Raw genomic sequence first — 25193 nt, forward strand, 5'->3', positions numbered from 1 at the left:
CTTATTTTAATTTCTTCTGCTACTTCTAGTCGCTGAACTTGTTCTTGAACTTGAGCTTCTAGCAGGAGCTTTACTCACAGATCTTGATCTTGAACTAGAACTTCTGCTTACCGCACTTCTAGACGGACTACTAGTCGCTTTTCTAGATACAGTACTACGTTGCGTTCTGGTATTTGTTGCAGTTCTAGTGTTTGCACTTCTGCTTACCGGTTTTTTATACGTAGTAGTAGTTCTTTTTACAGTGGTACTTCTTGGTGTACGGCTTACTTCTCTTTTAGTAACCGTTCTGTTTGGCGACGTACGCACAGAAGAGCTATTACTTCTTTTAACCGTACCATTATTAGTACTTCTTGTAACTGTTCTATTTTGTGTTGTTCTACCACTATTAGTATTGCTACGTCTTACGGTTGTTGACCTATTTACAGTTGAACTTCTATTAGCTCTAGATGTATTATTAGATGCCAACGTTCTGTTCGTTCTTAAACCGTTATCTCTTTTGGCAACAGTTCTATTACTTCTATAGTTGTTGTTTCTTACCGCAACTCTCTTATCATTTCTGTATACGGTAGCTCTGTTATTTCTAACCTTGTTGTATCTGTATTGTTTACCTACATGTACATAAGCCTTTCTAAAATTGTTTCTATAAGGACTATAATATGAGTATCTTACAGGGGTATAATATCTTCTGTAAGGGCTATTATATACAAAGCTAAATCCTACTGCAGGTCTTACAAACCATCTGTGAAATGGACGGTATACATAACTTCTGTTGTATATGTTGATGTAACCAGTATGGTAATCATAAAAACCACGGTTGTTATAATATACATTCATATTACCAACGCTACGAACTCTATTGTTTCTATAGTTGATATCTACATCACCAATCTGACTTACACGACCGTAATAGTCATAATAGATAGGTACATTTTCAACTTGAATTACTGCACCATAATCATCATATTGTGCAAACGGACTATAATCATAACCAGAGTTAAATGTTACTCCGTTTTTTCTTCCTGAAACCTGATTTTCTATATAGAAATCAAATTCACCATCTGGGTAAACAGAAAATGTAATTCCGTTTTCTATAAAAATAAATGAGTTGTCGTATCTATAAGAATTGCTGGTTGCAACCTTATCTTCGTTAATACCTGTAGCGAAAACACCTGTGGTGCTCAAAATCATCGCTGTAAAAAGTAGTACTAAGTTCTTCATAATATAAGGTTTTAAATCTGCCCCTTAGGCAGTTGTTCTAAATGTAATTATTCACATTCCCTTAGTAGTATACAAACAGTGTGCCAAAAAAAGAAACCATCGATTATAATATTGATAATCAATGGTTTAGTTGTGATTTGTTAATCCTTTAAAGGATTGGAAATTAAGTTAATTTCTCTTTTAAGTAGCTCGCAGTATAAGATTTTTTGTTTTTTACAACCTCTTCTGGAGTACCTTCTGCTAATAATTGCCCCCCATTTTCTCCACCACCTGGTCCAAGGTCAATAATGTAATCGGCACATTTTATTAAATCTATATTATGTTCGATTACTACAATTGAATGTCCTTTTTTAATAAGAGCATTAAAAGACTTCAATAATTTTTGAATATCATGAAAGTGTAATCCGGTTGTAGGTTCATCAAAAATGAACAATGCTTTATCTTTTGTGCTTCCTTTAATTAAGAAAGATGCCAATTTAATACGTTGTGCTTCACCGCCGGATAGGGTAGAGGAAGATTGCCCCAAAGTTACATAGCCTAAGCCTACATCTTGCAATGGTTTTAGTTTGGTGACAATTCTAGTTTGCTCCCCAGTTTCAAAAAACTGAATGGCATCATCAATGGTCATATTAAGAACATCATCTATGTTGGCATTGTTGAATGTTACTTCTAGAACTTCTTTCTTGAATCTTTTACCGCCACAAGTTTCACATTCCAAGTGAACATCTGCCATAAACTGCATTTCTACAGTAATCTCGCCTTCACCTTTACATTTTTCACAACGACCACCATCAACATTGAACGAAAAATGTTTTGCTTGATAATTTCTTATTTTACTTAGTTTCTGATTGGCATATAAATGTCTAATATCATCATATGCTTTTATATAGGTAACCGGGTTGGACCGTGAAGATCTACCAATAGGGTTTTGATCAACAAACTCCACATGTTTAATATGGTTGAATTTACCTTCTACCGATGTATGCTGACCAGCTTTCTCTCCATAACCACCTGTCTCTTTTAATATAATAGGATACAGCAACTTTTTCACCAAAGTACTTTTACCACTACCGGATACTCCTGTAACAACGGTCAACATATCTAATGGAAAAGTAACATTGATATTTTTAAGGTTATGTTCTCTTACACCTTTTATAGTGATATGATTTTTAGATGTTCTTCTTTCTTTTGGTACTTTGATCTCCATCTTACCATTTAGATACTGTGCTGTAAGCGATTTTGATTTGAGTATTTCTTTTAAGGTTCCTTGTGCAACAACCTCACCACCGTGAGTACCAGCTTCAGGACCTATATCTATAACCATATCTGCCGCTTTCATAATATCTTCATCATGCTCAACAACAATTACCGTGTTACCTAAGTTTCGTAATGATATTAATACGTCAATAAGATTTTCAGTATCTCTTGGGTGCAAGCCAATACTAGGTTCATCTAATATGTACATAGAACCCACCAAGCTACTACCTAATGAAGTAGCCAAATTTATACGCTGACTTTCCCCACCGGATAAGGTGTTAGATTTTCTATTTATGGTCAAGTAGTTTAATCCTACTTTATCTAAAAATCCTAATCTTGTGTTTATTTCTACTAAAAGTCGCTTTGCAATCGTGGCATCACTTTCATTTAGTTGTAGCTCATTGAAGAAGACAATTAGCTTTTCAATTGACAAACCTACTAATGAAGAAATTGAAGCGCCGCCAACTTTTACATAATCGGTTTCTTTTCGTAATCGTTTTCCGTTACAGACATTACATTTGGTTTTTCCTCTATATCTAGAAAGCATCACCCTGTTCTGTATCTTATAGCTTTTCTCTTCTAACATTCCAAAGAACTTATGCAGACCTATAAAATGGGCATTGCCATCCCATACTAATTGTCTTTGATCTTCGGTAAGCTCAAACCAAGGTTTGTGAATAGGAAAGTCATATTTGTAAGCAGAGTTTACCAATTGATCACGGTAAAAACTCATGCTTTCCCCTCGCCATGGAAAAATTGCATTTTCATAAACCGATAAAGCCGTATTTGGAACTACTAAATCTTCATCTATACCAATGACATCTCCATAGCCTTCACATTTAGGACAAGCACCATACGGATTATTGAAACTGAAAAGATGAACATTAGGTTCTAAAAACGTCATACCGTCCAATTCAAACTTATTGCTGAAAGGTGTTTGTTTTCCATCTTCCAATTCTTCGATCATACATTCGCCTTTACCTTCAAAAAAGGCTGTATCTATGGCATTTGCCAATCTGTTATGAAAGTCTTCATCATCTTTAGTTATGATTCTATCAATTACCAAATCGAACTTTTTACCAATATCCTCAGGAGCTTGGTCTATACGTAGTACCTTATCATTATATTTTATACGCGCATAACCTTGTTTAGAGAATAACTCCAAGGATTTTAGTGCATCTCTATCTTCACGAATTATAATAGGCGCTAAAAGCAAAAGTTTTGTTCCCTCTTCATACTTCTTTACATGGTTTACCACATCTGTAACAGTATGTTTTTTTACTTCATTACCAGAAATAGGAGAAAAGGTCTTGCCAATACGTGCATACAATAGTTTTATATAATCATATATCTCAGTAGTGGTACCTACTGTAGATCTTGGGTTGGTAGAGTTCACCTTTTGCTCAATGGCAATTGCTGGGGCTATACCCTTTATATAATCTACTTTTGGCTTGTCTAGCTTACCTAAAAACTGCCTGGCATAAGAAGAAAGACTTTCTACATAACGTCTTTGACCTTCGGCATATAGGGTGTCAAAAGCTAAACTAGATTTACCAGAACCAGATAATCCCGTTATTACAACAAGTTTATTTCTAGGTATTACGACATCAATATCCTTAAGGTTGTGCAGTTTTGCTCCCTTAATAATAATGTTTTCTTTCGGATTTACTTCGGCGAGTGTAGGCATACAAATATCTAAGATTACAAAGATACGCTTTGCCTTTTTTCTGAACTAAAAAATGCCGTTTATCTAAAAATAATGAAGAAATTTTCACATTTTTATAAGACTATTTATTTTTTTATATCTTTGGGATCTCATTAAAATACCATTAGCCTATAACGCAACATTACTTTTAAAAGTTAGAATTTAACCATTAGACCCTTATTCATTATGAATTTGGGGCTGCTTTTTAACCCTACAAGTAACGTTATGGTAGTACAAGTTGAAGATTCCCAATTAGTAAAACAGTATATTCAAGGAGACGAAAGAGCTATAGAAGCTTTAATCAATCGTCATAATTCTCGCCTTACAGGCTTTATCTATTCTAAAGTAGGTGACCGCGAGTTAACCGAAGATATTTTTCAGGACACATTCATGAAAGTTATACGTACCCTTAAAAGAGGTGCATATAATGAAGAAGGTAAATTTTTACCTTGGGTAATGCGAATTGCGCATAACCTTGTTATCGATCATTTTAGAAAGCACAATAGAATGCCAATGTATAATAGTAAAGAAAGCTATAATATATTTTCATTGCTAGGAGACGATAAATTGAATGCCGAAAAACAATTGATCAAAGAACAGATAGATTCTGATTTACTTAGAATGATTAAAGAATTACCTGAGGATCAGCAAGAAGTTCTGGAGATGCGCATATATAAGGATATGAGTTTCAAAGAAATTTCTGATAATACAGGTGTTAGTATTAATACCGCTTTAGGTAGAATGCGCTACGCCTTAATTAACCTTAGAAAGTTGGTAGAGGCCAATAATATAGTTTTAACGAATTAATAGGTCTTAGGTCGAGTGGATCTACTATCTTCATCGATGTGTCGTTCTTTAGATGAACCTAAACAACACGTAGCATGGAAAAAATATACACGAAAGACCAGAATAAGACCAAGTTAGTTAAAGCTAAGCCAGAAACAATTCAGTTTTTGCTTTCTTATTCTAAGTCTTTAAATATTACAGAAGTAGACGGATTGCAGTTTGAGAGTAACTTGAATTAGAAAAATCTTACAATTATATATAAACCCTTGGGCATTGCCCAAGGGTTTTTTTTTGTTTTAAATGGGTTTAGTACTGTCATTTATTGCTAGTGAGCGTCATATTCCTTGTAGGAGAACAAGCTTTTCTGTCTTACCTTATATATAGGTATAGTAATGCAGGGCTAATAATAAAGGGCTTTTAGCTCATTTTTGTCTTTCCTACATTTCTCCGCTGAACTATCTGAAATTGTATTTATTGTGCAGAAATATACTTTTTCGATGTTTCACATCATAAATACGTGTTTTGACAACATACTTTTTCCTACAGCCCCCCTTTTCTCTAGTTTTATATCAGAAATAAAAAACAAACCAATTAACTAAAAGGATTAACCCAATCTTAACCAATTAAAGAAAGTAACTCGTATGAAACTACAAATTGAAGACTCAGAATTAGTTAAAGATTACATCAACGGTAACGAAGGTGCTCTTGAAGTTTTAATTAACAGACACAACCAACGTATTACTAGTTTTATCTATTCTAAGGTTTTAGATAGGGATATCACAGAAGACATTTTTCAAGACACTTTTATTAAGGTTATTAAAACTTTAAAAAGAGGTAAGTATAGTGAAGAAGGTAAATTTTTACCTTGGGTAATGAGAATTTCTCATAACTTGATCATAGATCACTTTAGAAGAAACAAAAGAATGCCAATGTTTGAAGGTAGCGATGACTTTAATATCTTCTCTGTAATTGGTGATGATAAGTTAAATGCCGAAAAACAATTAATAAAAAATCAAATCGATACTGATTTAAGACAATTGGTTGAAGAGTTGCCAGATGATCAAAAAGAAGTTCTTTTAATGCGTATCTATAAAGATATGAGTTTCAAAGAAATCTCTGAAAACACTGGTGTTAGCATTAATACTGCTTTAGGTAGAATGCGTTATGCTTTAATTAATCTTAGAAAAATCATTGAAAAAAACAACATAGTTCTTACGAATTAATTTGGAGTAGAAAATAGAATAAACAATATTTCCAAATTTGCTGCGTTATTTTATTGTAACAACGTAGGAAGTATGGAAAAAATTTACTCAGATTACCAAGAACAGACCGGATTTAACAAAGTTTGTCCGAAGACAATCAACTTCTTATTGAGCTATTCACAAGCCCTCTATGAATTTGAACACGAAGATTTAGAATTCGAAGTATTTTTGAATTAATAATAAAAACCCGCTTTTAGCGGGTTTTTTTCTTTTTATAGTAGTCGTTAAGTACCGTTTTTCTCCCAATTGTTTTCGTAATTATATCTTTTTCCAAATCCCAACCTCTTGCAGGTGAATATTCTCTACCATACCAGATAATTTGTAAATGAAGATCATTCCAAATTTCTTTAGGAAATAAACGTTTTGCATCTTTTTCTGTTTGTACCACATTTTTCCCGTTCGTAAATCCCCATCTATATAATAATCTATGAATATGAGTATCTACAGGAAAAGCCGGTATACCAAAAGCTTGTGAAATAACAACACTTGCCGTTTTATGACCTACAGCTGGTAATTCTTCTAAATATGCTAATTCTTGTGGTACTTCACCATTATGTTTATCAATTAAAATTTGCGATAAACCATGAATTCCTTTGGCTTTCATTGGTGAAAGGCCTACCGGTTTTATGATTTCCCTGATTTCATCAACGCTTAATTTAATCATGTCATAAGGGTTTTCTGCCTTTGCAAATAGGAGGGGAGTAATTTTATTTACCCTAACATCTGTACTCTGAGCAGACATTAATACGGCAATTAATAAAGTATACGGATCTTTATGGTCCAATGGCACAGGAATTTCTGGATATAGCTCCTTAAGAGTAGAAATTGTAAATGCTATTTTTTCGGCTTTCGTCATTAATTGTTTAATTTTGATTGCAAATATTTAAACACAAATTTATAAAACTTCATTTATGAATACGTTAAAAGTTGGTGATAAAGTGCCATCGTTTTCTGCTAAAGATCAAGATGGAAATACTATTAAATTAGAGGACTATTCAGGTAAAAAACTAATTGTTTTTTTCTACCCAAAAGCAAGCACTCCTGGTTGCACTGCTGAAGCATGTAATTTAAGGGATAATTATAAAGAATTACAATCTGAAGGGTATGAACTTTTAGGGGTAAGTGCAGATTCTGAAAAAAGACAAGCTAAATTTAAAGAGAAATATGAGTTTCCTTTTCCATTATTGGCAGATGAAGACCATACCGTTATCAATGCATTTGGTGTCTGGGGCTTAAAGAAATTTATGGGTCGTGAGTATGATGGTATCCATAGAAAAACCTTTGTGGTAGATGGTGAAGGTATAGTTACAAAAGTAATTGATAAAGTAAAAACTAAAGATCATGCAGCGCAGCTATTAGATTGATATTTAGTTGATTATATAAAAAAACGCCCATCTCAAATGGGCGTTTTTCGTTTCTTATATATTGAAAATCAAATGTTTATTCTGTTTCTTGGTCTTCTGTTTTTCTAGTGAACAGTTGTTTTTGTTTAATGATTTCAGCAATTCCTTCTGGTAGCATTTGTTCCCAACCTTCGTCGTTGTTCATTAATTTTTTAAGAACATCCCTAGAGAAAATATGCATTACCTCTGGTTCGTAATCTATGATGTCCATTACCTTACCGTTGTACTTAAAGAATTTATATAATTCTTTCATACGTGGGTGCACTTTAACGTTATTACTGGTCATGATTTGACCGGTATCAGCATTTTTCATTGGGTATAGATACACCTGTAAATCTTTAAAGAATAATTTACCAAATGCCTCTAAAATGCCACCACTTAAATGACGGTAGTATTTTTCATCGAATATGTCTACCAGGTTGTTTACACCCATGGTTAAACCAATTCTATTTTTGGTATAGTTATTAAAGTACTCTACCAATTTGTAATATTCCTGGAATTTTGAAATCATTACAGAATGACCAAGAGAACAAAGTAATTCTGCTCTGTCCATGAAATCTTGCTCATCAATTTCACCGGATGCTTTAAGGTTAGATAGTGTTATTTCAAAAATAACGATAGTATTGTTTTGATCAACACCTTTATCACGAATGAAAATGTCATAAGACTTTTCAAACATATCTAAATTCACTTTGGTAACGGGTCTAAAACTACCACGTAATGCCAATATGTTCTTTTTGTAAAGTACAGCAGCAGGTAATAGGTTATTGCCGTCAGGACCGAACATTACAGCATCTGTCATGTCATTCTTAATAAGCTGTAAGCTCATTAAACGGTTATCAACCTCTTTAAAGTTTGGTCCAGAGAAGTTGATCATATCAATCTCTAGCGTATCCTTATCTATATGGTCATATAAATATTTCAACATTTTTTTAGGTTTATGATACTTGTAAAAAGCACCATAAATTAAGTTTACCCCAAGAATACCCAATGTCTCTTGTTGTAGTCTTGCTTCGTTCTGCTTAAAACGAATATGAAGAATTATCTCGTCATATTCTTTTTGATTTGGGTCTAGTTGGTAACGAATACCGATCCAACCATGACCTTTATATCTTTTAGAAAAATCAATTGTGGCTACAGTATTTGCATATGAAAAGAATAACCTTTCTGGGTGGTTATCACGACTAATACGCTCTTCCATCAATTGCATTTCATAATGTAGCATGGTTTTTAATCTTGCCTGTGTTACATAGCGTCCATCAGACTCAATACCGTAAATAGCATCACTAAAATCTTTGTCGTAAGCACTCATTGCTTTTGCAATGGTACCAGAAGCACCACCTGATCTAAAGAAATGACGTGCGGTTTCTTGTCCGGCGCCAATTTCTGCGAAAGTTCCGTATATATCCGGATTCAGATTTATGCGTAGGGTTTTTGCTTTAATAGAGGGAATATTTTCAAAAACACTATCTCTTTTTAATACCGATGCCATTTTTTACCTGTTTAGCTTTTAACAAAGTTATAAAGAATGGTTGTTACAATGTGCAATAGCCGCAAAAAAATGGCATAAGTTTCGGTTATTGTTTTTATTCCCTTTTAAATACAGCGATCTTATAATTTTCAATAACCAATTTTATTAAAAAGGAATTAAATTTGTAATACATGACTAACAATTTACGTGTTACTTTTTTAGGAACGGGAACTTCTCAAGGTATTCCCATAATTGGCAGTAAGCATCCGGTTTGTTTAAGTGATAACCCAAAGGATGAAAGATTGCGGGTTTCGGTTTTACTTTCATGGGATGATTACGATTATGTTATTGATTGTGGTCCGGATTTTCGTCAGCAGATGCTTAGGGAGAATGTAAATCATTTAGATGGTATTCTGTATACCCATGAACATTCTGATCATACTGCCGGGTTAGATGATATTCGCCCCTTTTTCTTCAGGCAAGGTAATATTCCAATTTATGCTCATAGTAGAGTAGTAAAATCATTGAAAAAACGATTTGACTACATATTTCAAGAAAAAAACAAATATCCGGGCGCACCTACCGTAGATATTAATCTTATAGAAAACAATGTACCTTTTTCAATTGGTAACAAAGATGTGACTCCTATAAATGTATTACATAATAAGTTACAGGTATTTGGCTATAGAATAGGAGACTTTACCTATTTGACAGATGTAAAAACGGTACTGCCAGAAGAAAAAGAAAAAATAAAAGGTACTAAGGTTCTTGTAGTTAGCGCATTGCGTATAGAGCCTCATATTTCTCATTTCAATTTAGAGGAAGCCCTTGCGTTCATAAAAGAAATTAAGCCAGAAAAAGCATACCTTACTCACATTAGCCATTTGCTTGGTTTTCATGACGAGGTAGAAAAAATATTGCCGAATAATGTACATTTGGCCTACGATAATTTAACAATCAGCATTTAACTATGAAAAGCAGAATATTTCTTTACTTTTTTTTATTTGTGTCTTTAATATGCCTGTACTTATTTGTAAGTAGTGGAAATATGGCAGAAGCAAATGCAGAAAAAATTTCCAAATTGGAAAGTAAGGTAGAACTGTTGAAAGACTCAGTTCAAAGATCATCTTTGAAAGTATTGGATATGCAGTACTTTTCATTAGAAAACAATGATGATGCCTTAGCTTATTTTGAGCATTTAGACTTGCAAGACCCTGCTGGATACGTTGCCGATAAATTATTGGAAACCAATGCGCAAAAAGGGGATAACCCATTAGTGCCTTACGAGGGAATGCAGAGCGATTTTAAAATCAATAAAATAAAGGTTCTAAACCACAAATGGATTCTTACCGATTTCTCGGATGGAAAATATTGGGGAGAACTATTGATCAAGTACGAACTAAAAGATGATCTTGGGGTAGACTTTACTTTGGTAGATCACTTATTATATACGCGAAGCAATTAAATTTTATCCGAAATCCACTTTTTAAGAGCGTAGAAATTCTGCGGTGCAACACCATGCCCTGCAGGAAATTCTTCATATACATGTTTAATGCCCAAGTTCTTTAAAAGTTCTGGTGCCTTTCTTGCCCAATCTACGGGTATCACTTGGTCCATATCTCCGTGAGAACTGTAGAAATTAAGGTTGTCAAAGTTGTTTTCCTTATAAGAATCTACTAAAATGGATTCGTTGATGTATCCGCTTAATGCAATAATGTTTTTTACTTTTTCAGGATATGATAATGCAACGGCATAGCTAAGAATTGTACCCTGACTGAAGCCTAAAAGGTTTACATTGTTTTCATCCAAACCGTACGTAGAACAAGCCTCTTCTATAAAGGTCTTGATTTTATCACGGGATGCTATAGCTTGGTCATCATCGCTCCATTTTCCTTTTTCGTCATCAAAATTAATGGCATACCATGCATAACCATAAGGTTGTAAAATATAAGGAGCGCGAACAGCAATAATGCATAGTTCTTCTGGCAATTCTGGTGCAAAGGAAAATAAGTCTTCTTCATTACTACCGTAACCATGCAGCATAAATAAAACTGGCGGTTTTTTATCTGTAAGACTAGATGGTCTAATAATGTGTTCTAAAGATAGGGGAGCTGTTGTCATTATATTATTTAATAAAAGTGAACCATTTTTGAAAATACGGACCTACAATAGGCACAATTTGTTCTTTGTTGCTCAATGCACCAATAAAGCCATATACCCAAAGTACAATGTAGCACAGGTATAAGCCATAAAGCGCATATTGGTTGAACCATACACTAGAAAATATAGCAAAGCCATGAAACATTAAGTGTAGACCAAATGCTTGACGGGTATGTATTCTTGCAAAACGATACTGTGGTTCGTTATTCATAGATAGGGCGATTATTGCCCCAACGATGGTTAAATAGGCAACTATTGCTGTAGTTCTGCCTGGTATTTCGGGAGATTTCTCCATGTTATTTATTTAAAACTAATTGATTATTTGCAATGGCACCTACTACTTTTCCTTTCATTTGCTTGCCAATTGCGATGGAGTTTTTGCTGGAGCTAAAGATCTGATCTTGTGAAAATTCATAAGTGTCATCTGTAGTAAAAAGCGAAAGGTTTGCTTCTTGTCCAACTTCTAGCTGTGGCTCTGTCATTCCAAAAACAGAACGCCCTTTAGTTAGCAAGGCAATGGTCTCTTCAATATTAAAAAGTTCATTTAGCATACCGAATATGCTTTCTAGTCCTATTGTTCCAAAATCAGCATTGTCAAATTCTACATGCTTTAGTTCTATATTTAGAGGAGTGTGGTCAGATGTCACAAAATCTATTGTTCCATTTTTCACTCCTTTTTGAAGTGCTTTAATATCTGCTGCCGTTCTCAGTGGTGGCATTACTTTAAATTGTGTGTCAAAATTTTCTAAGGCACTATCGGTAATAACAAGGTTGTGAGCTGCTACACTACAAAACACCTGTAATCCTTTTTTCTTGGCCTCGGCTATAAGTTTCACTGAATTTGCTGTAGAAATGGTAGGTATAAATAATTTTCCTCCCGTATATTCTAAAACAAATAAATCTCGTGCTATCTGTAATTCTTCCGCCAGAGCAGGAATTCCTTTCAAGCCTAATTTTGTGCTGGTAACACCTTCGTTGACAATTCCTTTTCCCGAAATGCTTTTATCCAACGGAAAAGAAAACACCATTCCGTCAAAATTTTGAGCATATTGTAGGGCGATTTTTAAAAGGTTGGCATTTGCCATTGGATGTTTATAATCATAAAAACCCAAGGCGCCGGCATTTTTCATGTCGTAAAGCTCTGCCAGTACTTCACCTTCACCTTTTACGGTCAAATTCCCTAATGGGTGTACCCTTGTTAATTGATCCTTGGCGGCATTTTTTAAGTATACAATATCTGATGCGGAATCTGGTGTTGGGTTACTACTCGTATTTAAAATAACATCTGTAAATCCGCTTTTTGCAGCAGTTAGTAATCCGTTTTCAATAGTTTCTCTTTCTTCATAACCAGGCTCTCCAAAACTAACTCCGCTATCAAACCAACCAATTGAAACATGTAAATCCTTTATGGCTATAACTTTTGTTTTACCGGCAGGCTCAATAGTAGTCTCAATAGCATCTATAACGCCATTTTTAATAAGAATATCCCTCTTTTTTAAATGAAGGTTCTTCTTGCTCCCATTTACTATAGTCACTGATTTTAAAAGTATATTCATAGGGTTATGGGTGGTATGTTAATAGGTTATTTTAAGAATCTTTGCAGTACCGTTTCTATTAAAACAAAAGCCAGTGCTAAAATAGCAAACCATTTCCAAAACTCGTTAATGGTATTGTCTTTTTGACTTTCTAAAAAGAAATTTGATACTGATGTATTACTGTTATTTTCTGGGAGCGCAGTATATAATAATTCACTCTCTTTTCTGTCATTATTAAAGCTGATGTGTCTTATCGTTTTATCATTATGTATAATTTTATAGATACCGGCTTCTTTGGGGTTTTCTATAAAATTAACCTGAACCTTTTTAGGTAATACCCGTTGCTGAGGAATAAACTCATTATTATCATTAGCTATTTTAATGATATCATCTTGTTGCAAAGTAAGGGGTAATTCTATTTCCGTTTTGCTACCAATACTTGCATACAATGGTGGAAGTTTTAAACTATTCATACCCATATTGTAAAAAGCAGGAACAATTAAGGGCGAATTCTTGAAATTTGAATTATCACTACTTAAAGCCGCAGTAAAGAAATAGGCGTTTTTTGACCCTATTAAAAAGGGTTCGTTATTTTGATAAGACAATGCCACCGGAGCTTTTGTGCTAATTCTATAGCGTTCTTGAACACTAGGGAATTGAAAATCCGTTACTTTCTTATCGAATACATTCTCAAATAACGGGTGCGCAGTTTTTACAATGGCGATGGGTATTTCTTGTTCTATTTCAGTAGAGAACCTACTTGCATTATAAGCACTAGATAATTGATTGTAAGAGTCAATATCGCCTTTTGTAGCAGGTATGAATACAAAACTACCTCCGTTGGTATTTAAAGATTTCAACGCGGTAATAAGCGAGCTTGGTAATTTTGATATTTCGTTTAGAACTACTAAATCCTGATTTTCAATAGTGCTATAATTTAATTGCGCTAACGTACTACTGGTAAAGCTAAAATCTTCATCGGTATATATGCGTTTTAAATAATCCGCAGAAGTATTGCCAATTACCAAAACCTTAATTTTCGATTTTTCGTCAATGTTGAAGAAGAATTGATTGTCATAATCCAACCCCGTATCCATAATGGTTACCTTACCCAAGATAATGTCTTTTGCATTTATGGTAAAGCGTACATCCGCTTTTTTGTTTTGATCAAAATTAGCGCCTGTTTTTGCTATTAGCTTAGCATCATTAAATAAAGACACAGGTATGGTCTTTTCTTCAGAATTTGTAGTTAATTGTGCTACTACCTCTATGTTATCATTACTACGCTCCGCTATAAAAACCGTATCTATAGCCGTATTGCTGATAATTGTATTACCAGGTTTTATATACTGCACGTTGATGGTGCTGGTTGAATCTACATTAGTTAAATTGCCCAGACGTTGTTGAAAATCTGATATAAGCACCAAGTTTTTTTGTGAAGTGGTATTATCACTGAAATAGGTTTTTCCTTTTAAAATAATTTCAGAAATACCTAATTGCTCTGAACCTACGGAGAGATTTAGAAGGTCATTTTGAATATCTTTTATATCAATATCTTTATATACCTGTTTATTGGTGAATAAGGTAAAACGTTGATCAGAAGGTATGTTGGTTATAAAATCTTGAATGGTATTTTTAAATAGGCTACCATTGTCAATTTGCCCGTTCATGCTAAAAGAATCATCTATATAAAAAACGTTTTCCTTTTCTTGTAGGGCATTATCGTTAGCCATAAATGGTTGGGCAAATGCAAAAACTAATGCAGCTAGTAAGCCCATTCTGGTAAATAACAGTAACCATTTTTTTAAAGTGCTGCTTTTTCTAGATTCAGAAACTACTTGTTTTAAGAACTTTACATTAGTAAACGGTGTTTTCTTAAATCTGCGTAATTGAAATAGATGAATTAATATAGGAATGAGTAGTAGTAAAAGACCCCAAAGAAGTTCTGGATATTTAAATTGCATTCCTAATTTTGATTATAGCAAAGATAATTATTTTGAAATTAGAAGCTTGTGAGAAATCAACTAATATTTTTGTTCGTCTATAATCAGCAAAAGAAGAAATAATCTACCGATGGCTTTTGTTTTAATTCTTTAAAAAACGATTTGATCATAGTTTGGTCATCTTCATTAGCAACGGTAATAATGGTTTTGGAATTTTTTGATTCTTTTAAGTTAGAGTAGTGGTTCAGGCGGATACCGTAAATATCTTTCCCAATTTTTTTTTCATTATCACAGACCCATTGAAAAGCAATATTTTTCTCTACAAGCAGATTGGCAATCGTTTTTCCTTTTTTACCAGCGCCCCATACCACTAGATGGTCTGTTGTTTTGTATTCCAATTTTAAGAAGTAGTGCAACTTAATTTCCAAGAAATAATTCTGTGCGTAGTGCTCGCTGGTTCGCGATGTTCTGTTGTCGTAATCTCGCCAATAATGTAGGGTAGTGGTGCAGGGTATGCACTTTAAGCCTAATTCATAGAAACGGAAGGCAAGGTCATAATCTTCAGGATAACGATTAGCATTAAAAGCATCGCTAGCTTCAAAATCTTCTTTATGTACCATCCAACAAGGGGAGGGTATTACGCATTCCTTATATATTTCTTTAAAATTATCACCGGTAGCGGTTAATTTGTTCAACCACTTCTCATATCGGTCGTAACCGTCATTTACTCCTGCTTTTGAAAAATATTTTACCTTCCCTACAGCAAGACTTCCTTTTCCTTGTTGTACTAGAGAATTGACCATGACTTCTATTCGTTCTGGGCTCATGTGATCATCAGCATCCATTCTTGATATAAAATTGCCACTACTATGTGCGTATGCTTTTCTAAGTGCCGTTATAATGCCGGATTCGTCATTTGAAAATATTTTAAATCGATCATCATTGGCTGCAAAAGTTTTAGCAATTGCTAGACTATCATCGCTTGAATTATCGTTTACGGCAACAACCTCCCAGTTTTTATAGGTCTGATTTTGGATGGATTTTAAGCATTCTTCAAAATATTCATCAACATTTTTAAATGGAATAAGGATACTTACAAGCGGTTTTGTCATCGTGGCAAGGTAATAAATAACTGAAATTCAACCTTTTCATTTCTTTGAAAAAGTTTTGAAATCACAGAGATAAAAAATAATTAAGAAAAGGCTTTATTAGATAAGAAAACCTTTATATATTTGCACCCGCATTCAGGGAATACCTGATGAGGCACTCAGGAGAAATGGCAGAGTGGTCGAATGCGGCAGTCTTGAAAACTGTTGAGGGTCACACCTCCGGGGGTTCGAATCCCTCTTTCTCCGCTGAGAATTTACTAAATTCTACTAAAAGCCCGTAAACATTATGTTTATGGGCTTTTTAAATTTTATAAAGTATCAATTAGAGGTATAAAACAGTAAAGAAAAAGGGGCTAATTCGGAGTCAGTTGGAGACACCTTCAACTGACTCCGAATGATTTTTAAAATACTGTAAATAAGATAGTTATAAGTAATATGCTTTGTTGTTTTTTTTGTAGATTGAAGAAGAAATAACAACAAATACTCATGAATAATTCATTCTCTCTACTTTTTTATATCAAAAAGTTTAAAGCAGATAATTCTGGGCGAGCTAATATCTATCTTAGAATTACTTTAGACGGTCAACGCGCAGAACTTAGCATTCGCCGTAAAGTACTTATAGATAACTGGAACTCTGAAGCTAGTGTCGTTAGAGGTAATTCTCAAGAATCTCAAGAAATAAATCGTTATGTATCTACTATAAGGAATAAGATATATTCTATTGAACAGCGATTTGTGTCAGATGAAAAACCTATTACTGCTATTCTTCTTAGAGATGCCTACTTAGGTAAAGACTCGAACAAACGGATGTTATTGGAAATTTTTGAAGAACATAATATAAAAGTTAATAAACTTATTGGAAAAGACTTTGCTGCTGGTACAGCAGAACGCTATAAAACTGCTAAAAAACATGTATCTGAATATATAAGGAAAGAATATAAAGCTCGAGATATTCTGGTTAAAATGGTTGACCATAAATTTATTTGTGGATTTGAATATTATTTAAAAACCACAAGAAATTGTAGCCATAACACAGCCATTAAATACATAACTAATTTTAAAAAAATAGTAAGAATAGCTCATGCTAATGATTGGATTGATAAAGACCCTTTCCTTCATTGGAAAGCTAAATTGAAAATCGTTGATAGAGAATTTCTGACTAAAGAAGAAATTCAGAAAATGGTGGAAAAGGAATTACATACTGACCGCTTAGACCAAGTTAAAGATATTTTTATCTTTTGTTGCTTTACCGGTTTGGCTTATGCAGATGTCAAAAAGCTAACTAAAGATGATGTAGTTATTGGTATTGATGGTGATAAGTGGATTAAAATCAAAAGAACTAAAACGGATACTCGTAGTAATATTCCAATACTTCCAACAGCAGAAGCTGTAATCAAAAAATATGGTAACTACTCTCATTTATCGTCTGACGATAGATTATTACCAGTTTTGAGCAATCAAAAGATGAATGCTTATTTAAAGGAGATAGCAGATTTATGTGAAATAAATAAGAACTTAACGTTTCATTTGGCACGTCATACTTTTGCCACTACAGTTACACTTACCAATGGTGTGCCTATTGAGTCTGTTAGTAAAATGCTTGGTCATAAATCTTTAAAAACGACACAACACTATGCAAAAATTTTAGATAGAAAGGTTAGTGATGATATGAAAGTACTACGAGAAAAACTTAATTTTAATAAGGATTTAAATGAAGTTATTTAGTTTTCAAAATAATTTTCCTACTACCTTTCAATTCCTTCAATTCAACCATCAACTTTTCATCATCCCCAAGAACAAATTTAGGCAGGACGTAGACAAATCGTTTATAATCTCCAGTCTCGACAATAATTGGCATCTTGTATTTGTAAATCACTACTTGAGATAGGCGCTGGAAAGATGCCTTTCTCTTTTTATTTCCATTTACTTTGTAAACATTTAGGTAATCAATTTCAAAATCAATTCCAGATTTATTCTTGATTTCAAATACCATGTATACTTCAGTAGCATTATAAACTCTTTTCTGTAATTGTAATTTGATACCCTTTTTACGTTTAGTAGCAATGGGGTCGTACTTTGATTTCAATAGGTAATCACTAAACTTTTGAAAATATTTAGCTCTGTTTTCATTTGTAGACTTAACAATAGATTTCTGTTTAATTTCTTCAGACTTTTCATTTCCTATGCTTTCAAATTCAGGAATAAAATAATTTAACTTTGAAAGCTGCTCTTTATATTTTAAGATATAAGAATAGACTTTACCATTATTGGTAATAGTCAAGAGGTTGCTTTCTGTTCCAGGTGTCGCTTGCAGCAAACCAAAATATTGCTCTTTTTCCCTATTGTATGTAAACACAAAATTGGATGTTCCTGTTATTCCCTGACGAATAGGTTCTGAAAAAAACAATGCTACATTCTTTTTGTCATTGGCGTAAATTGTATCTAGTAATTGTTGCGCTGTTATCCAGTTTGAGGAGATAACTAGCAAGGTTATAATGTATGTTTTCATAGCGTTGGTTTTAAAATAAGTTGATAATTATCAGTTACCGTAACTTTTACAGTTCGGTTGTTTCGTTGGAATATTGTTTTGATACCACTTACTTGTGGAACTCCCACTATATTGATGTCATCTACTAAATCACCCACAACTTCCTGTCTAGCTTCAGCTCGAAAGCTATTCTCGATATAAACACCTTCACTACCATCTTGTAGGTCAAAGGCCTTTAGCTTTACAGGTTTATGATTGATGTTTTCTATTGTCAATATTGTTCGATTGGGTTTAAAGCTTACAAAGCCATAAACCGGACTGTTTTTGGGAACGGATATACCATTGATGACTGCATCTTTAGTAAGGCGCATTTGTAGGCGATAATCCTTTTTTACGGTTTGCGTACCATCCACTCGAACATAAATGGTTTCATCCGTATTTTGATGTTCTAGTGTTTCATTTTTAATGGGATTTGAAGCGAAAAACAGTTGATGTTCTAATCCCAATTCCTTGGCCATAACAATGGTTTCTTTTTCCTCGATATGAGGAATAGTATCTCTTATGATTTGTTTTGGGGAAGCTTCGGTTTTCAATTTTCTAAAACCTCTATCGGAATAACTGATACGCCCTTCATTGTATATGCTATCTACAATTCGCATCTTTTGTTTGTCCAATAAATCAGGGTCATAAACTCCCGTGGAATCAAATAAGCGTTCATCGTAGATGCTTGGTGCATTTGTCTGTCTTACTTCTTTTAGGTCATCTATAGCCTCTAATTTAGATTGGTATTCTTTCTGGTCGCGTTCCAATTCAGGAACAGGGATTTGATTGCTCTCAATGGCCGGTTCTTCATCTTCACCAAGCATGATTACTGAGTACGACCCGATAAAAAGCACCACACATATAATGACTGCCGCAAAGACAATTTTATTCTTTTCAATTTTCATAATTCTCCATTTTTTTAAGGGTGTTTTCAAAAAAGTTGGTCATCAACAATCCGTGGGTGTTTTTTGGGAAGTTTCTATCTATATGGATAAGGTTTCCTGTAGTGTTTAATTCATAAGTGTCTGTTATTGAACCTCTATTAATTTCAAAAACGGTTGTAGTTTCAAAGCGATACGGTTCTTTTTGTATATCGATTTTAGATTTAATCTTCAGCACCTTTTGAACCAATGAATATTGCAATAGCCGATTGTAAACCCCATCTGCTTTTTTCTGTCTGTACAAAGCATCCACAGAACTATTTCCTAACCATAATGCTTTCTCTAGATTCTTTTCGTAATTACTGGCATCTATGTTATAGAAATAAGTATGAAAAAGCTCTAAATGTGCCAGTATTTCTACTTCTAAATTTTCCTTTTGAGAAACGAGCTTTAATGGAATTACATGTCCATCGGTATTGACTACAAAAGCGTTGTTAACTGTTTCTTTATGGAGTTTTACAACTAGTAGCACAGAAATGATACAAGTAAGAGCAGCTGCTGTGATGACGGCTAGTACAATGAAACGATTTAGCTTCAGTACGTTGTAAATATTTTTATAAGGTGTTTTCATAATTGATTAGGCGCTAAAGAGTTTAAATACAAAAGATGTAGCTCTGCGATAGAGTTTGAATTTGAGTAAGACGATGAATCCTATTGAGCCAAATTGCAGTAAGGGAGCAAAAAAGTCACTTCCCCAATCCGTTCCGAATAAATCGGACCAGAAATTAGTATTGATTTCTGTGTAGAGATTGTTTACAAATACATTTACCAGAAAAAAGGCAGGTACTAGCATATAAACCCCTGCGTAGAGTTTGAAGAAGTTATAGGCTAGTGTTCTGAACTTTTCGAATACGGCTAGACTGATTACCAAAGGAAAAAAAGCTTGCATGATTCCTAATAAGAAATAACGTTCTGCTAGAAATAAAGGATAGATGAATAAATCTAGTAACCAGAGGAACATTCCAATAATAAAGGACAATACTTTAAGTCCGTATAAAGGTGTAACCAAAGCTTCGTATAACATAGCTAAGGCTTTTTTGGCGGCTTCCAATGCGCCCACATCTAGTTCCAAATCGATGTCTTGCATCTGTAACGGGAGGAGCGCAGGAGCCGTGTCTCGATATTGAGCTTCAATAGCGACTAAAACGCTATCAAAAACACCCAATACCTGTGTAGAAAAAATAACTAGTATAACGACTGCAAAATTCTTTGCTAATTCCGAAGGCGTAAGCCCCCAAGTATAGCCCTCATCATTGGCGACACCTTCATTATATTTTTTTAGAATATTAATAAGAAAGAATAGAATGGCCAGCGTTTTCATTCCAGTAATGGCGTACTGAGAAAAATCGCTGTTCTTGATGGTGGTAAAAACAGCATCAATATATTCTAACCCTATGCCTAAAAAAATACCTGCCATTAGTAATTGGTTTCTCTATTGTTGATTTTATCCTGCATTCTTCTAAAGGCAATAATCTCTCTGTAACGTCTGGTTTTAGCTTCAATTTCTGCTACCATTTCTTTGGATTCTAGTTCTTTTGCATTTAGAACTTCGGCACGTTCGGCATCTGTCATTTTTAGATTGTCACTTGATAGTACCTGGTCAATAAATTCCAAACCTTCTAAAGAACTTTCGATAATGGAATTAAAGGATTCCGAAACCCGATTAACTTCATCTGGCTTGATGTATGGTGAATTGAGAATCTCTCGCAAATCGTCTTGTACAATATCAAATAGCTTCTGATTATTCCTTGCTAATTCACGCACCGCCTTTAATTGTTTTATGACATTGTTTACCTTCTCGATATTCTCTTTTTGTTTTTTTAAAAACTCAACTGATTTTAATAACTGTGAGGTTTGTTTTGCAGATTCAATCAAGGATTTTGCAAAACTGATAAAGTTGGTATTATCATATACTGGCATTCCCTGGCAGGCAGCGCCTGCTGGCATTAAAAGGGCAAAGGTTAACGCTATCCCTAAGATTTTGATTTTTTTCTTCATGAGTATTTATTTTAAAGATTAATATTAAATCAGCCTATGGCTGTTGTTTTATGAATGTATTTATGGCTTTTTCCATATCATTTGTTTTTTCATAAATCCGCATTATGCGGTCGCTTTCTTGACCGTCTGTGAGATATGCTGCGTAGACCTCCTTTGGAACTTCTAATCGGAAAATGTTACTTTCTTTTCCAATTTTGATAAACATTTCGGTGTACTTTCTTGCTCCAGTAAGATTGTTTCTAATGGATTTTAATTGGTTTAAATCATGGCTAGAAAGGTTCAATCGTTTTTGAAGTTCTTCATATCCTTTTTCGTTATTAAGACTATACACAACTTGGGTGTTTTCCAGAATACTTGCCGATGTTGAATTGTTAGGCAGCTGATTTATAGATTGTAGAATTATGCCAATAGCTCCATTCTGTTTTCTAATGGCTTGATAGTAAAATTCTACACTTTCTAGCACGTTTCCGAATTTGAGTTGTTTCGCAAATTCATCAAACAGAATGATGCCCTTTTCGGCTCTGTTTCTCCAGATTGTACGTTGTATTGCCGATTTAATAAGCTTCAACATAACTGAAAGGATTTCCTTGTTGTCCTTGACTTCATCGAGTTCAAAAACAATCAACCGTTTGTCTTCAATCTTGTAGGTTTGGTCTTCGCTTACGTTAAAAAGGAAACTGTACAAACCACCATCTACATATTCAGATAGGATGTGTAAAAAGTTGTAGATATTGAAGTAGTCTTCTTGTATTTTAAGTTCAGATATGAGCGTATCTTTTTTATCATCGATAAATTGATACAACGAAGCTAAAGAATGTCCTTTTCGGATGTGTTTATAGTAATGTAACAAGACTTTTTTGATAGCGACTTCCTCTGCTTTTGTAGCTACTTTTCCTGAAGCCATTAGCTCCAATAGGAAAACGCCTAAATCTTCTAACCGTTCGGGTGTCAGGTCACTTTCCCGAGAAATATAAAAAGGATTGATACCTAGATTTTTTCCTTGTTCGTAGCGAAGAATAATATGTTTATCTGGATACAATTTTGCGAACTTAGAATACGAGCCACCCAAATCGATAATGACTAGCCGGACGCCGCTTTCAAAATACTGACGAAGTATATTGTTCGCTAAAAAGGATTTGCCTTCGCCTGTAGGTGCGAAAATGGCAAAGTTTCTGGCTTTAATACGTTTCTTTCGCTCATCCCAAACATCCTTTAAAACAGGAATATTATGCTGCCTGTCATTAAAAATGATACCTGTTGCATCTGACTTGTAATTACTATTATTGATGTATAAACACAAGGCGTGTTTTAAGTCGGTTACATACAAATCTTCATTAGAAAAATTGGATGTAAAACAGCAATAGGAATTCAGGAAATAATGTTTGCGTTCTTCTCCTTTCGGGTAGTATGGAACAATATCTAACTCTTTGAATTCTGTCTTTATTTTGGAAGCTATTCTACTTAACTCTGATACTTCATTAGACCAAAAGATGAAATTTAGATGTCCACGAATGATACGAGAACTATCATCTTCATTGATTTTAGCAACAATGTCCTCAATCTTCTTTAAGATGACTTTGTTCTGTGTTCCGAAATTGGAACTCTTGTTGAGTTCTTCAATTTTCTTATCGAGTAGCTTGCGCCATTTTTGCTTATCATCCAAATAGATAATTTGATTGACAATATGGTTTTCATTAAGGCTCAATCCTAATCCGTCAATAAACCCTTGATGAAACACAAAATCATCCGAAGTAAATTTATCATTGGTTTTACTACTCTGTACCACATCACCAAAACAGAGTTCGTTATTTATAGCCAATACGTCAAAATAGTTTTCCCCTATTTCTATATTAGATTTTTTGAGTTGTATATCCGTATCAAAACCCTCATTAAAACCATTGAAATATATGTTGGTGAGCACTATAATTTCATCTTGATTTAATGGTTTCAGAGATACCTTTCGACTGTTATTAATAAAGGAAATGGCATCGTTCACCGAAGCGATAAACTCGGTTACATTATGGTCTAATTTCTTATGGATGCCTTTTTCAACCTTACGAAAAGGATTTGTAAACTTGGAAGCATTCAAAGCTTTGTTGAGTGGAAGTACAAAGAATAAATAAGAGGTATGTTCTATATATTCTCGCCCCTTGAAATAGTCATTGGTTGCTTTCTCTAGGAAACTATTGTTAGGTATAGCATTGGCATCATAAGCCGTCTTTTGATAAATATCCTGCTTATGAATAATCGTACTTACTGGCAATGATTTAAAAGCCTGAAACCATACCCCATGCATATCTTCGAAGTCGTTTTCCGATAAGGAATATATTTCGGGAAAATCAACTTTATAACCCAATATTACATTCCCATTGTTGGCGAAAATAGTATGTTCTTTGATATCTAAAATAGGATGATATGCGGATAGATTAATCTTATTCATAATATAAATGAGTCTCTTTTTTGTTACTGATAGTTTGTGGAAATACTTTTTTAAAGTGTAAGAGGGCTGGATTTTTAGTGAGATGTGTTAACGCCACATATAAAGTTGTATTGACGAGAAATACGCAGATGATTACAAAAAAACTAAAAGAAAAAATGATGAGTAATAATGAACCAATAACGGATGTCATCATTAGCGCGAATAGCGAAATAGGTAAGCCCATAATCACCGCTCGCTTTCTAATATTTTTATAGACCTCGAAGCGTTTCATATTACACTACGATACCGATTAGGTAGGTAAAAATGCCAACTACAGCTCCAGCGATGAGTACAAATACCAGTACTCTGGTTATTCCTTTTTTGAGGTCTGCATTTTCACCGAAAAAATGACCTGCATTAAATAGGAAACCTATTAGAAAGATGACACCCAATATGATTGGGAAAATGGTTCTTATGGTATCGGAAACATCATTTACAGAATCTTCAATACCTCCAATTTGTGCAAATAAGGTGTTTGAAATAAAAAGTAACAAGGCGGTTAAAAAGAGTGATTTTTTCATACTAAAATGGTTTAAATTTTGCTTCATTTTTATAGTATGAAAAATACATTATATTTGAATTCAAATAACTGATTATCAATATTTTATGTAAATAATATTGTTTGAATTCGTTTGATTTCAATTGAAAACAAAGGGGTTTAAATCTTATGAAAATTGATAGAAAAAATCCACGCGATTATGAAAATAAACTGGAAAAAGATGCTCCAAAACGTCAGTTTTGTGATTTTACTACTGAAAATGTGTTTCATTTTTGGCCAGAAAAAAGTTATTGTAATTGACCCTGGACATGGCGGAAAAGATACTGGTGCAATTGGTGTAAATAACATTCAGGAAAAAGAGGTGGTATTGAATATTGCCAAAGAAATATTGAAGCTTAATAAAACCGTTATTGAGGATAGATTGGATATTTATCTAACTCGGTATAAAGACACTTTAATTTCTCTTAAGGGTAGAACGAAGTTGGCTAAAGCATTAAATGCAGATTTGTTTATTTCCTTGCATTGTAACCATGCTGAGAACCCAAATGCTTTGGGAATTGAAATTTATGTGCATAATTCTGATTCGCGATTTACCAAAGAAGCTATTGAATTAGGATTATCTATATTGAATGAAAGTACTCAGAAATTAGGATTTAAAAAGCGAGGTGTGAAGTTTGCCAATTTTCAAGTGCTTCGGGAAACTACTTTTTATCCAGCAGTACTTTTTGAAATGGGGTTCATGAGTAATATTGATGAAGTTGATTACTTTTTGAAATCTAAAAATTTTAGAGCTATGGCATTGGCTATTTTGATGGGGGTTACTAATTATTTAAATACTTGATTATGAAAGAATTTTTTGTTGAAATAGTTAAGAGCTTGAAAGAGCTTATAAAAGCT

Annotated in this window: 25 protein-coding genes and 1 tRNA gene; 10 read left to right on the top strand and 16 right to left on the bottom strand. The window is 33.8% G+C overall.

Annotated features, from left to right (window positions below):
• Positions 1-6 precede the first annotated feature (6 nt).
• Complete coding sequence (locus UH1x_RS16715) at positions 7-1218, bottom strand: hypothetical protein (protein ID WP_482623119.1); 1212 nt, start codon at positions 1216-1218, stop codon at positions 7-9.
• 163 nt (positions 1219-1381) lie between these two features.
• Positions 1382-4162, bottom strand: a complete 2781-nt coding sequence (gene uvrA / locus UH1x_RS16720; protein ID WP_482623120.1) for an excinuclease ABC subunit UvrA — start codon at positions 4160-4162, stop codon at positions 1382-1384.
• Positions 4163-4405: 243 nt separating this feature from the next.
• Here uvrA and UH1x_RS16725 point away from each other — a divergent pair, with 243 nt between their 5' ends.
• The 4 genes from UH1x_RS16725 (at position 4406) to UH1x_RS16740 (ending at position 6405) form a co-directional block, all read left to right on the top strand.
• Entirely contained in the window at positions 4406-4987 is a 582-nt protein-coding gene (locus tag UH1x_RS16725) for an RNA polymerase sigma factor (protein WP_036153731.1), read from the top strand.
• A 74-nt stretch (positions 4988-5061) separates the two neighbouring features.
• Entirely contained in the window at positions 5062-5205 is a 144-nt protein-coding gene (locus tag UH1x_RS16730; RefSeq protein ID WP_170861978.1) for a hypothetical protein, read from the top strand.
• Between the two features lie 402 nt (positions 5206-5607).
• A complete protein-coding gene (locus tag UH1x_RS16735; protein WP_396634770.1) occupies positions 5608-6189 on the top strand; it encodes an RNA polymerase sigma factor in 582 nt (193 codons plus the stop codon).
• Between the two features lie 72 nt (positions 6190-6261).
• The gene (locus UH1x_RS16740; RefSeq protein ID WP_396634769.1) at positions 6262-6405 is read left to right on the top strand and encodes a hypothetical protein; all 144 of its coding nucleotides are present in this window, start codon (positions 6262-6264) and stop codon (positions 6403-6405) included.
• Between the two features lie 16 nt (positions 6406-6421).
• On the opposite strand, the gene UH1x_RS16745 is transcribed toward UH1x_RS16740, so the two are convergent.
• Positions 6422-7084: an endonuclease III domain-containing protein gene (locus UH1x_RS16745; protein WP_482623121.1), complete on the bottom strand. Its 663-nt coding sequence runs from the start codon at positions 7082-7084 to the stop codon at positions 6422-6424.
• Positions 7085-7139: 55 nt separating this feature from the next.
• On the opposite strand from UH1x_RS16745, the gene bcp reads away from it, so the two are divergent.
• On the top strand, positions 7140-7592 hold the full coding sequence (gene bcp / locus UH1x_RS16750; protein WP_482623122.1) for a thioredoxin-dependent thiol peroxidase: 453 nt from the start codon (positions 7140-7142) through the stop codon (positions 7590-7592).
• A gap of 76 nt (positions 7593-7668) precedes the next feature.
• Here the strand turns inward: bcp and UH1x_RS16755 are convergent, their stop codons facing one another.
• A complete protein-coding gene (locus UH1x_RS16755; RefSeq protein WP_036153740.1) occupies positions 7669-9123 on the bottom strand; it encodes a nucleotidyl transferase family protein in 1455 nt (484 codons plus the stop codon).
• A gap of 170 nt (positions 9124-9293) precedes the next feature.
• Here UH1x_RS16755 and UH1x_RS16760 point away from each other — a divergent pair, with 170 nt between their 5' ends.
• Positions 9294-10070, top strand: coding sequence for an MBL fold metallo-hydrolase (locus UH1x_RS16760; protein ID WP_482623123.1), 777 nt, complete (start codon positions 9294-9296; stop codon positions 10068-10070).
• A gap of 2 nt (positions 10071-10072) precedes the next feature.
• Positions 10073-10567, top strand: a complete 495-nt coding sequence (locus UH1x_RS16765) for a hydrolase (protein ID WP_482623124.1) — start codon at positions 10073-10075, stop codon at positions 10565-10567.
• Here the strand turns inward: UH1x_RS16765 and UH1x_RS16770 are convergent.
• The 5 genes from UH1x_RS16770 to UH1x_RS16790 form a co-directional block, all read right to left on the bottom strand.
• Positions 10564-11223: an alpha/beta hydrolase gene (locus UH1x_RS16770; protein WP_482623125.1), complete on the bottom strand. Its 660-nt coding sequence runs from the start codon at positions 11221-11223 to the stop codon at positions 10564-10566. The genes UH1x_RS16765 and UH1x_RS16770 overlap by 4 nt on opposite strands.
• Before the next feature lie 4 nt (positions 11224-11227).
• The gene (locus UH1x_RS16775) at positions 11228-11557 is read right to left on the bottom strand and encodes a hypothetical protein (RefSeq protein WP_396634762.1); all 330 of its coding nucleotides are present in this window, start codon (positions 11555-11557) and stop codon (positions 11228-11230) included.
• A gap of 1 nt (position 11558) precedes the next feature.
• Entirely contained in the window at positions 11559-12818 is a 1260-nt protein-coding gene (locus UH1x_RS16780; protein ID WP_482623126.1) for a dihydroorotase, read from the bottom strand.
• Positions 12819-12844: 26 nt separating this feature from the next.
• Positions 12845-14761, bottom strand: a complete 1917-nt coding sequence (locus tag UH1x_RS16785; protein ID WP_482623127.1) for a BatA domain-containing protein — start codon at positions 14759-14761, stop codon at positions 12845-12847.
• 83 nt (positions 14762-14844) lie between these two features.
• Positions 14845-15852, bottom strand: coding sequence for a glycosyltransferase family 2 protein (locus UH1x_RS16790; RefSeq protein ID WP_482623128.1), 1008 nt, complete (start codon positions 15850-15852; stop codon positions 14845-14847).
• Between the two features lie 158 nt (positions 15853-16010).
• Between UH1x_RS16790 and UH1x_RS16795 the strand changes: the two genes are divergently transcribed.
• Both UH1x_RS16795 and UH1x_RS16800 read left to right on the top strand, forming a co-directional pair.
• Positions 16011-16095 (top strand) — tRNA-Ser (locus UH1x_RS16795).
• A 240-nt stretch (positions 16096-16335) separates the two neighbouring features.
• Positions 16336-17574, top strand: a complete 1239-nt coding sequence (locus UH1x_RS16800; RefSeq protein ID WP_482623129.1) for a site-specific integrase — start codon at positions 16336-16338, stop codon at positions 17572-17574.
• Here the strand turns inward: UH1x_RS16800 and UH1x_RS16805 are convergent.
• The 7 genes from UH1x_RS16805 to UH1x_RS16835 all read right to left on the bottom strand — a co-directional run bounded on the left by UH1x_RS16805 (position 17567) and on the right by UH1x_RS16835 (position 24318).
• Positions 17567-18358: a DUF4138 domain-containing protein gene (locus tag UH1x_RS16805; protein ID WP_482623130.1), complete on the bottom strand. Its 792-nt coding sequence runs from the start codon at positions 18356-18358 to the stop codon at positions 17567-17569. The genes UH1x_RS16800 and UH1x_RS16805 overlap by 8 nt on opposite strands.
• Positions 18355-19284, bottom strand: a complete 930-nt coding sequence (gene traM / locus UH1x_RS16810; RefSeq protein WP_482626520.1) for a conjugative transposon protein TraM — start codon at positions 19282-19284, stop codon at positions 18355-18357. Before traM ends, UH1x_RS16805 begins: the two co-directional genes overlap by 4 nt.
• Positions 19274-19891 carry a conjugal transfer protein TraK gene (locus UH1x_RS16815; RefSeq protein WP_482623131.1) on the bottom strand — a complete coding sequence of 206 codons (618 nt, stop codon included), beginning with the start codon at positions 19889-19891 and terminating at the stop codon, positions 19274-19276. The genes traM and UH1x_RS16815 overlap by 11 nt, the downstream gene beginning before the upstream one ends.
• A 6-nt stretch (positions 19892-19897) precedes the next feature.
• A complete protein-coding gene (locus tag UH1x_RS16820) occupies positions 19898-20737 on the bottom strand; it encodes a hypothetical protein (RefSeq protein WP_482623132.1) in 840 nt (279 codons plus the stop codon).
• Complete coding sequence (locus tag UH1x_RS16825; protein WP_482623133.1) at positions 20737-21318, bottom strand: TrbJ/VirB5 family protein; 582 nt, start codon at positions 21316-21318, stop codon at positions 20737-20739. Before UH1x_RS16825 ends, UH1x_RS16820 begins: the two co-directional genes overlap by 1 nt.
• A 34-nt stretch (positions 21319-21352) precedes the next feature.
• Complete coding sequence (locus UH1x_RS16830) at positions 21353-23758, bottom strand: TraG family conjugative transposon ATPase (protein ID WP_482623134.1); 2406 nt, start codon at positions 23756-23758, stop codon at positions 21353-21355.
• Between the two features lie 272 nt (positions 23759-24030).
• Positions 24031-24318, bottom strand: a complete 288-nt coding sequence (locus UH1x_RS16835; RefSeq protein ID WP_482621798.1) for a hypothetical protein — start codon at positions 24316-24318, stop codon at positions 24031-24033.
• Positions 24319-24537: 219 nt separating this feature from the next.
• Between UH1x_RS16835 and UH1x_RS16840 the strand changes: the two genes are divergently transcribed.
• On the top strand, positions 24538-25137 hold the full coding sequence (locus tag UH1x_RS16840; RefSeq protein ID WP_482623135.1) for an N-acetylmuramoyl-L-alanine amidase family protein: 600 nt from the start codon (positions 24538-24540) through the stop codon (positions 25135-25137).
• The last annotated feature ends 56 nt before the right edge of the window (positions 25138-25193 follow it).

The sequence above is a fragment of the Maribacter sp. UH1 genome, from assembly GCF_056839145.1.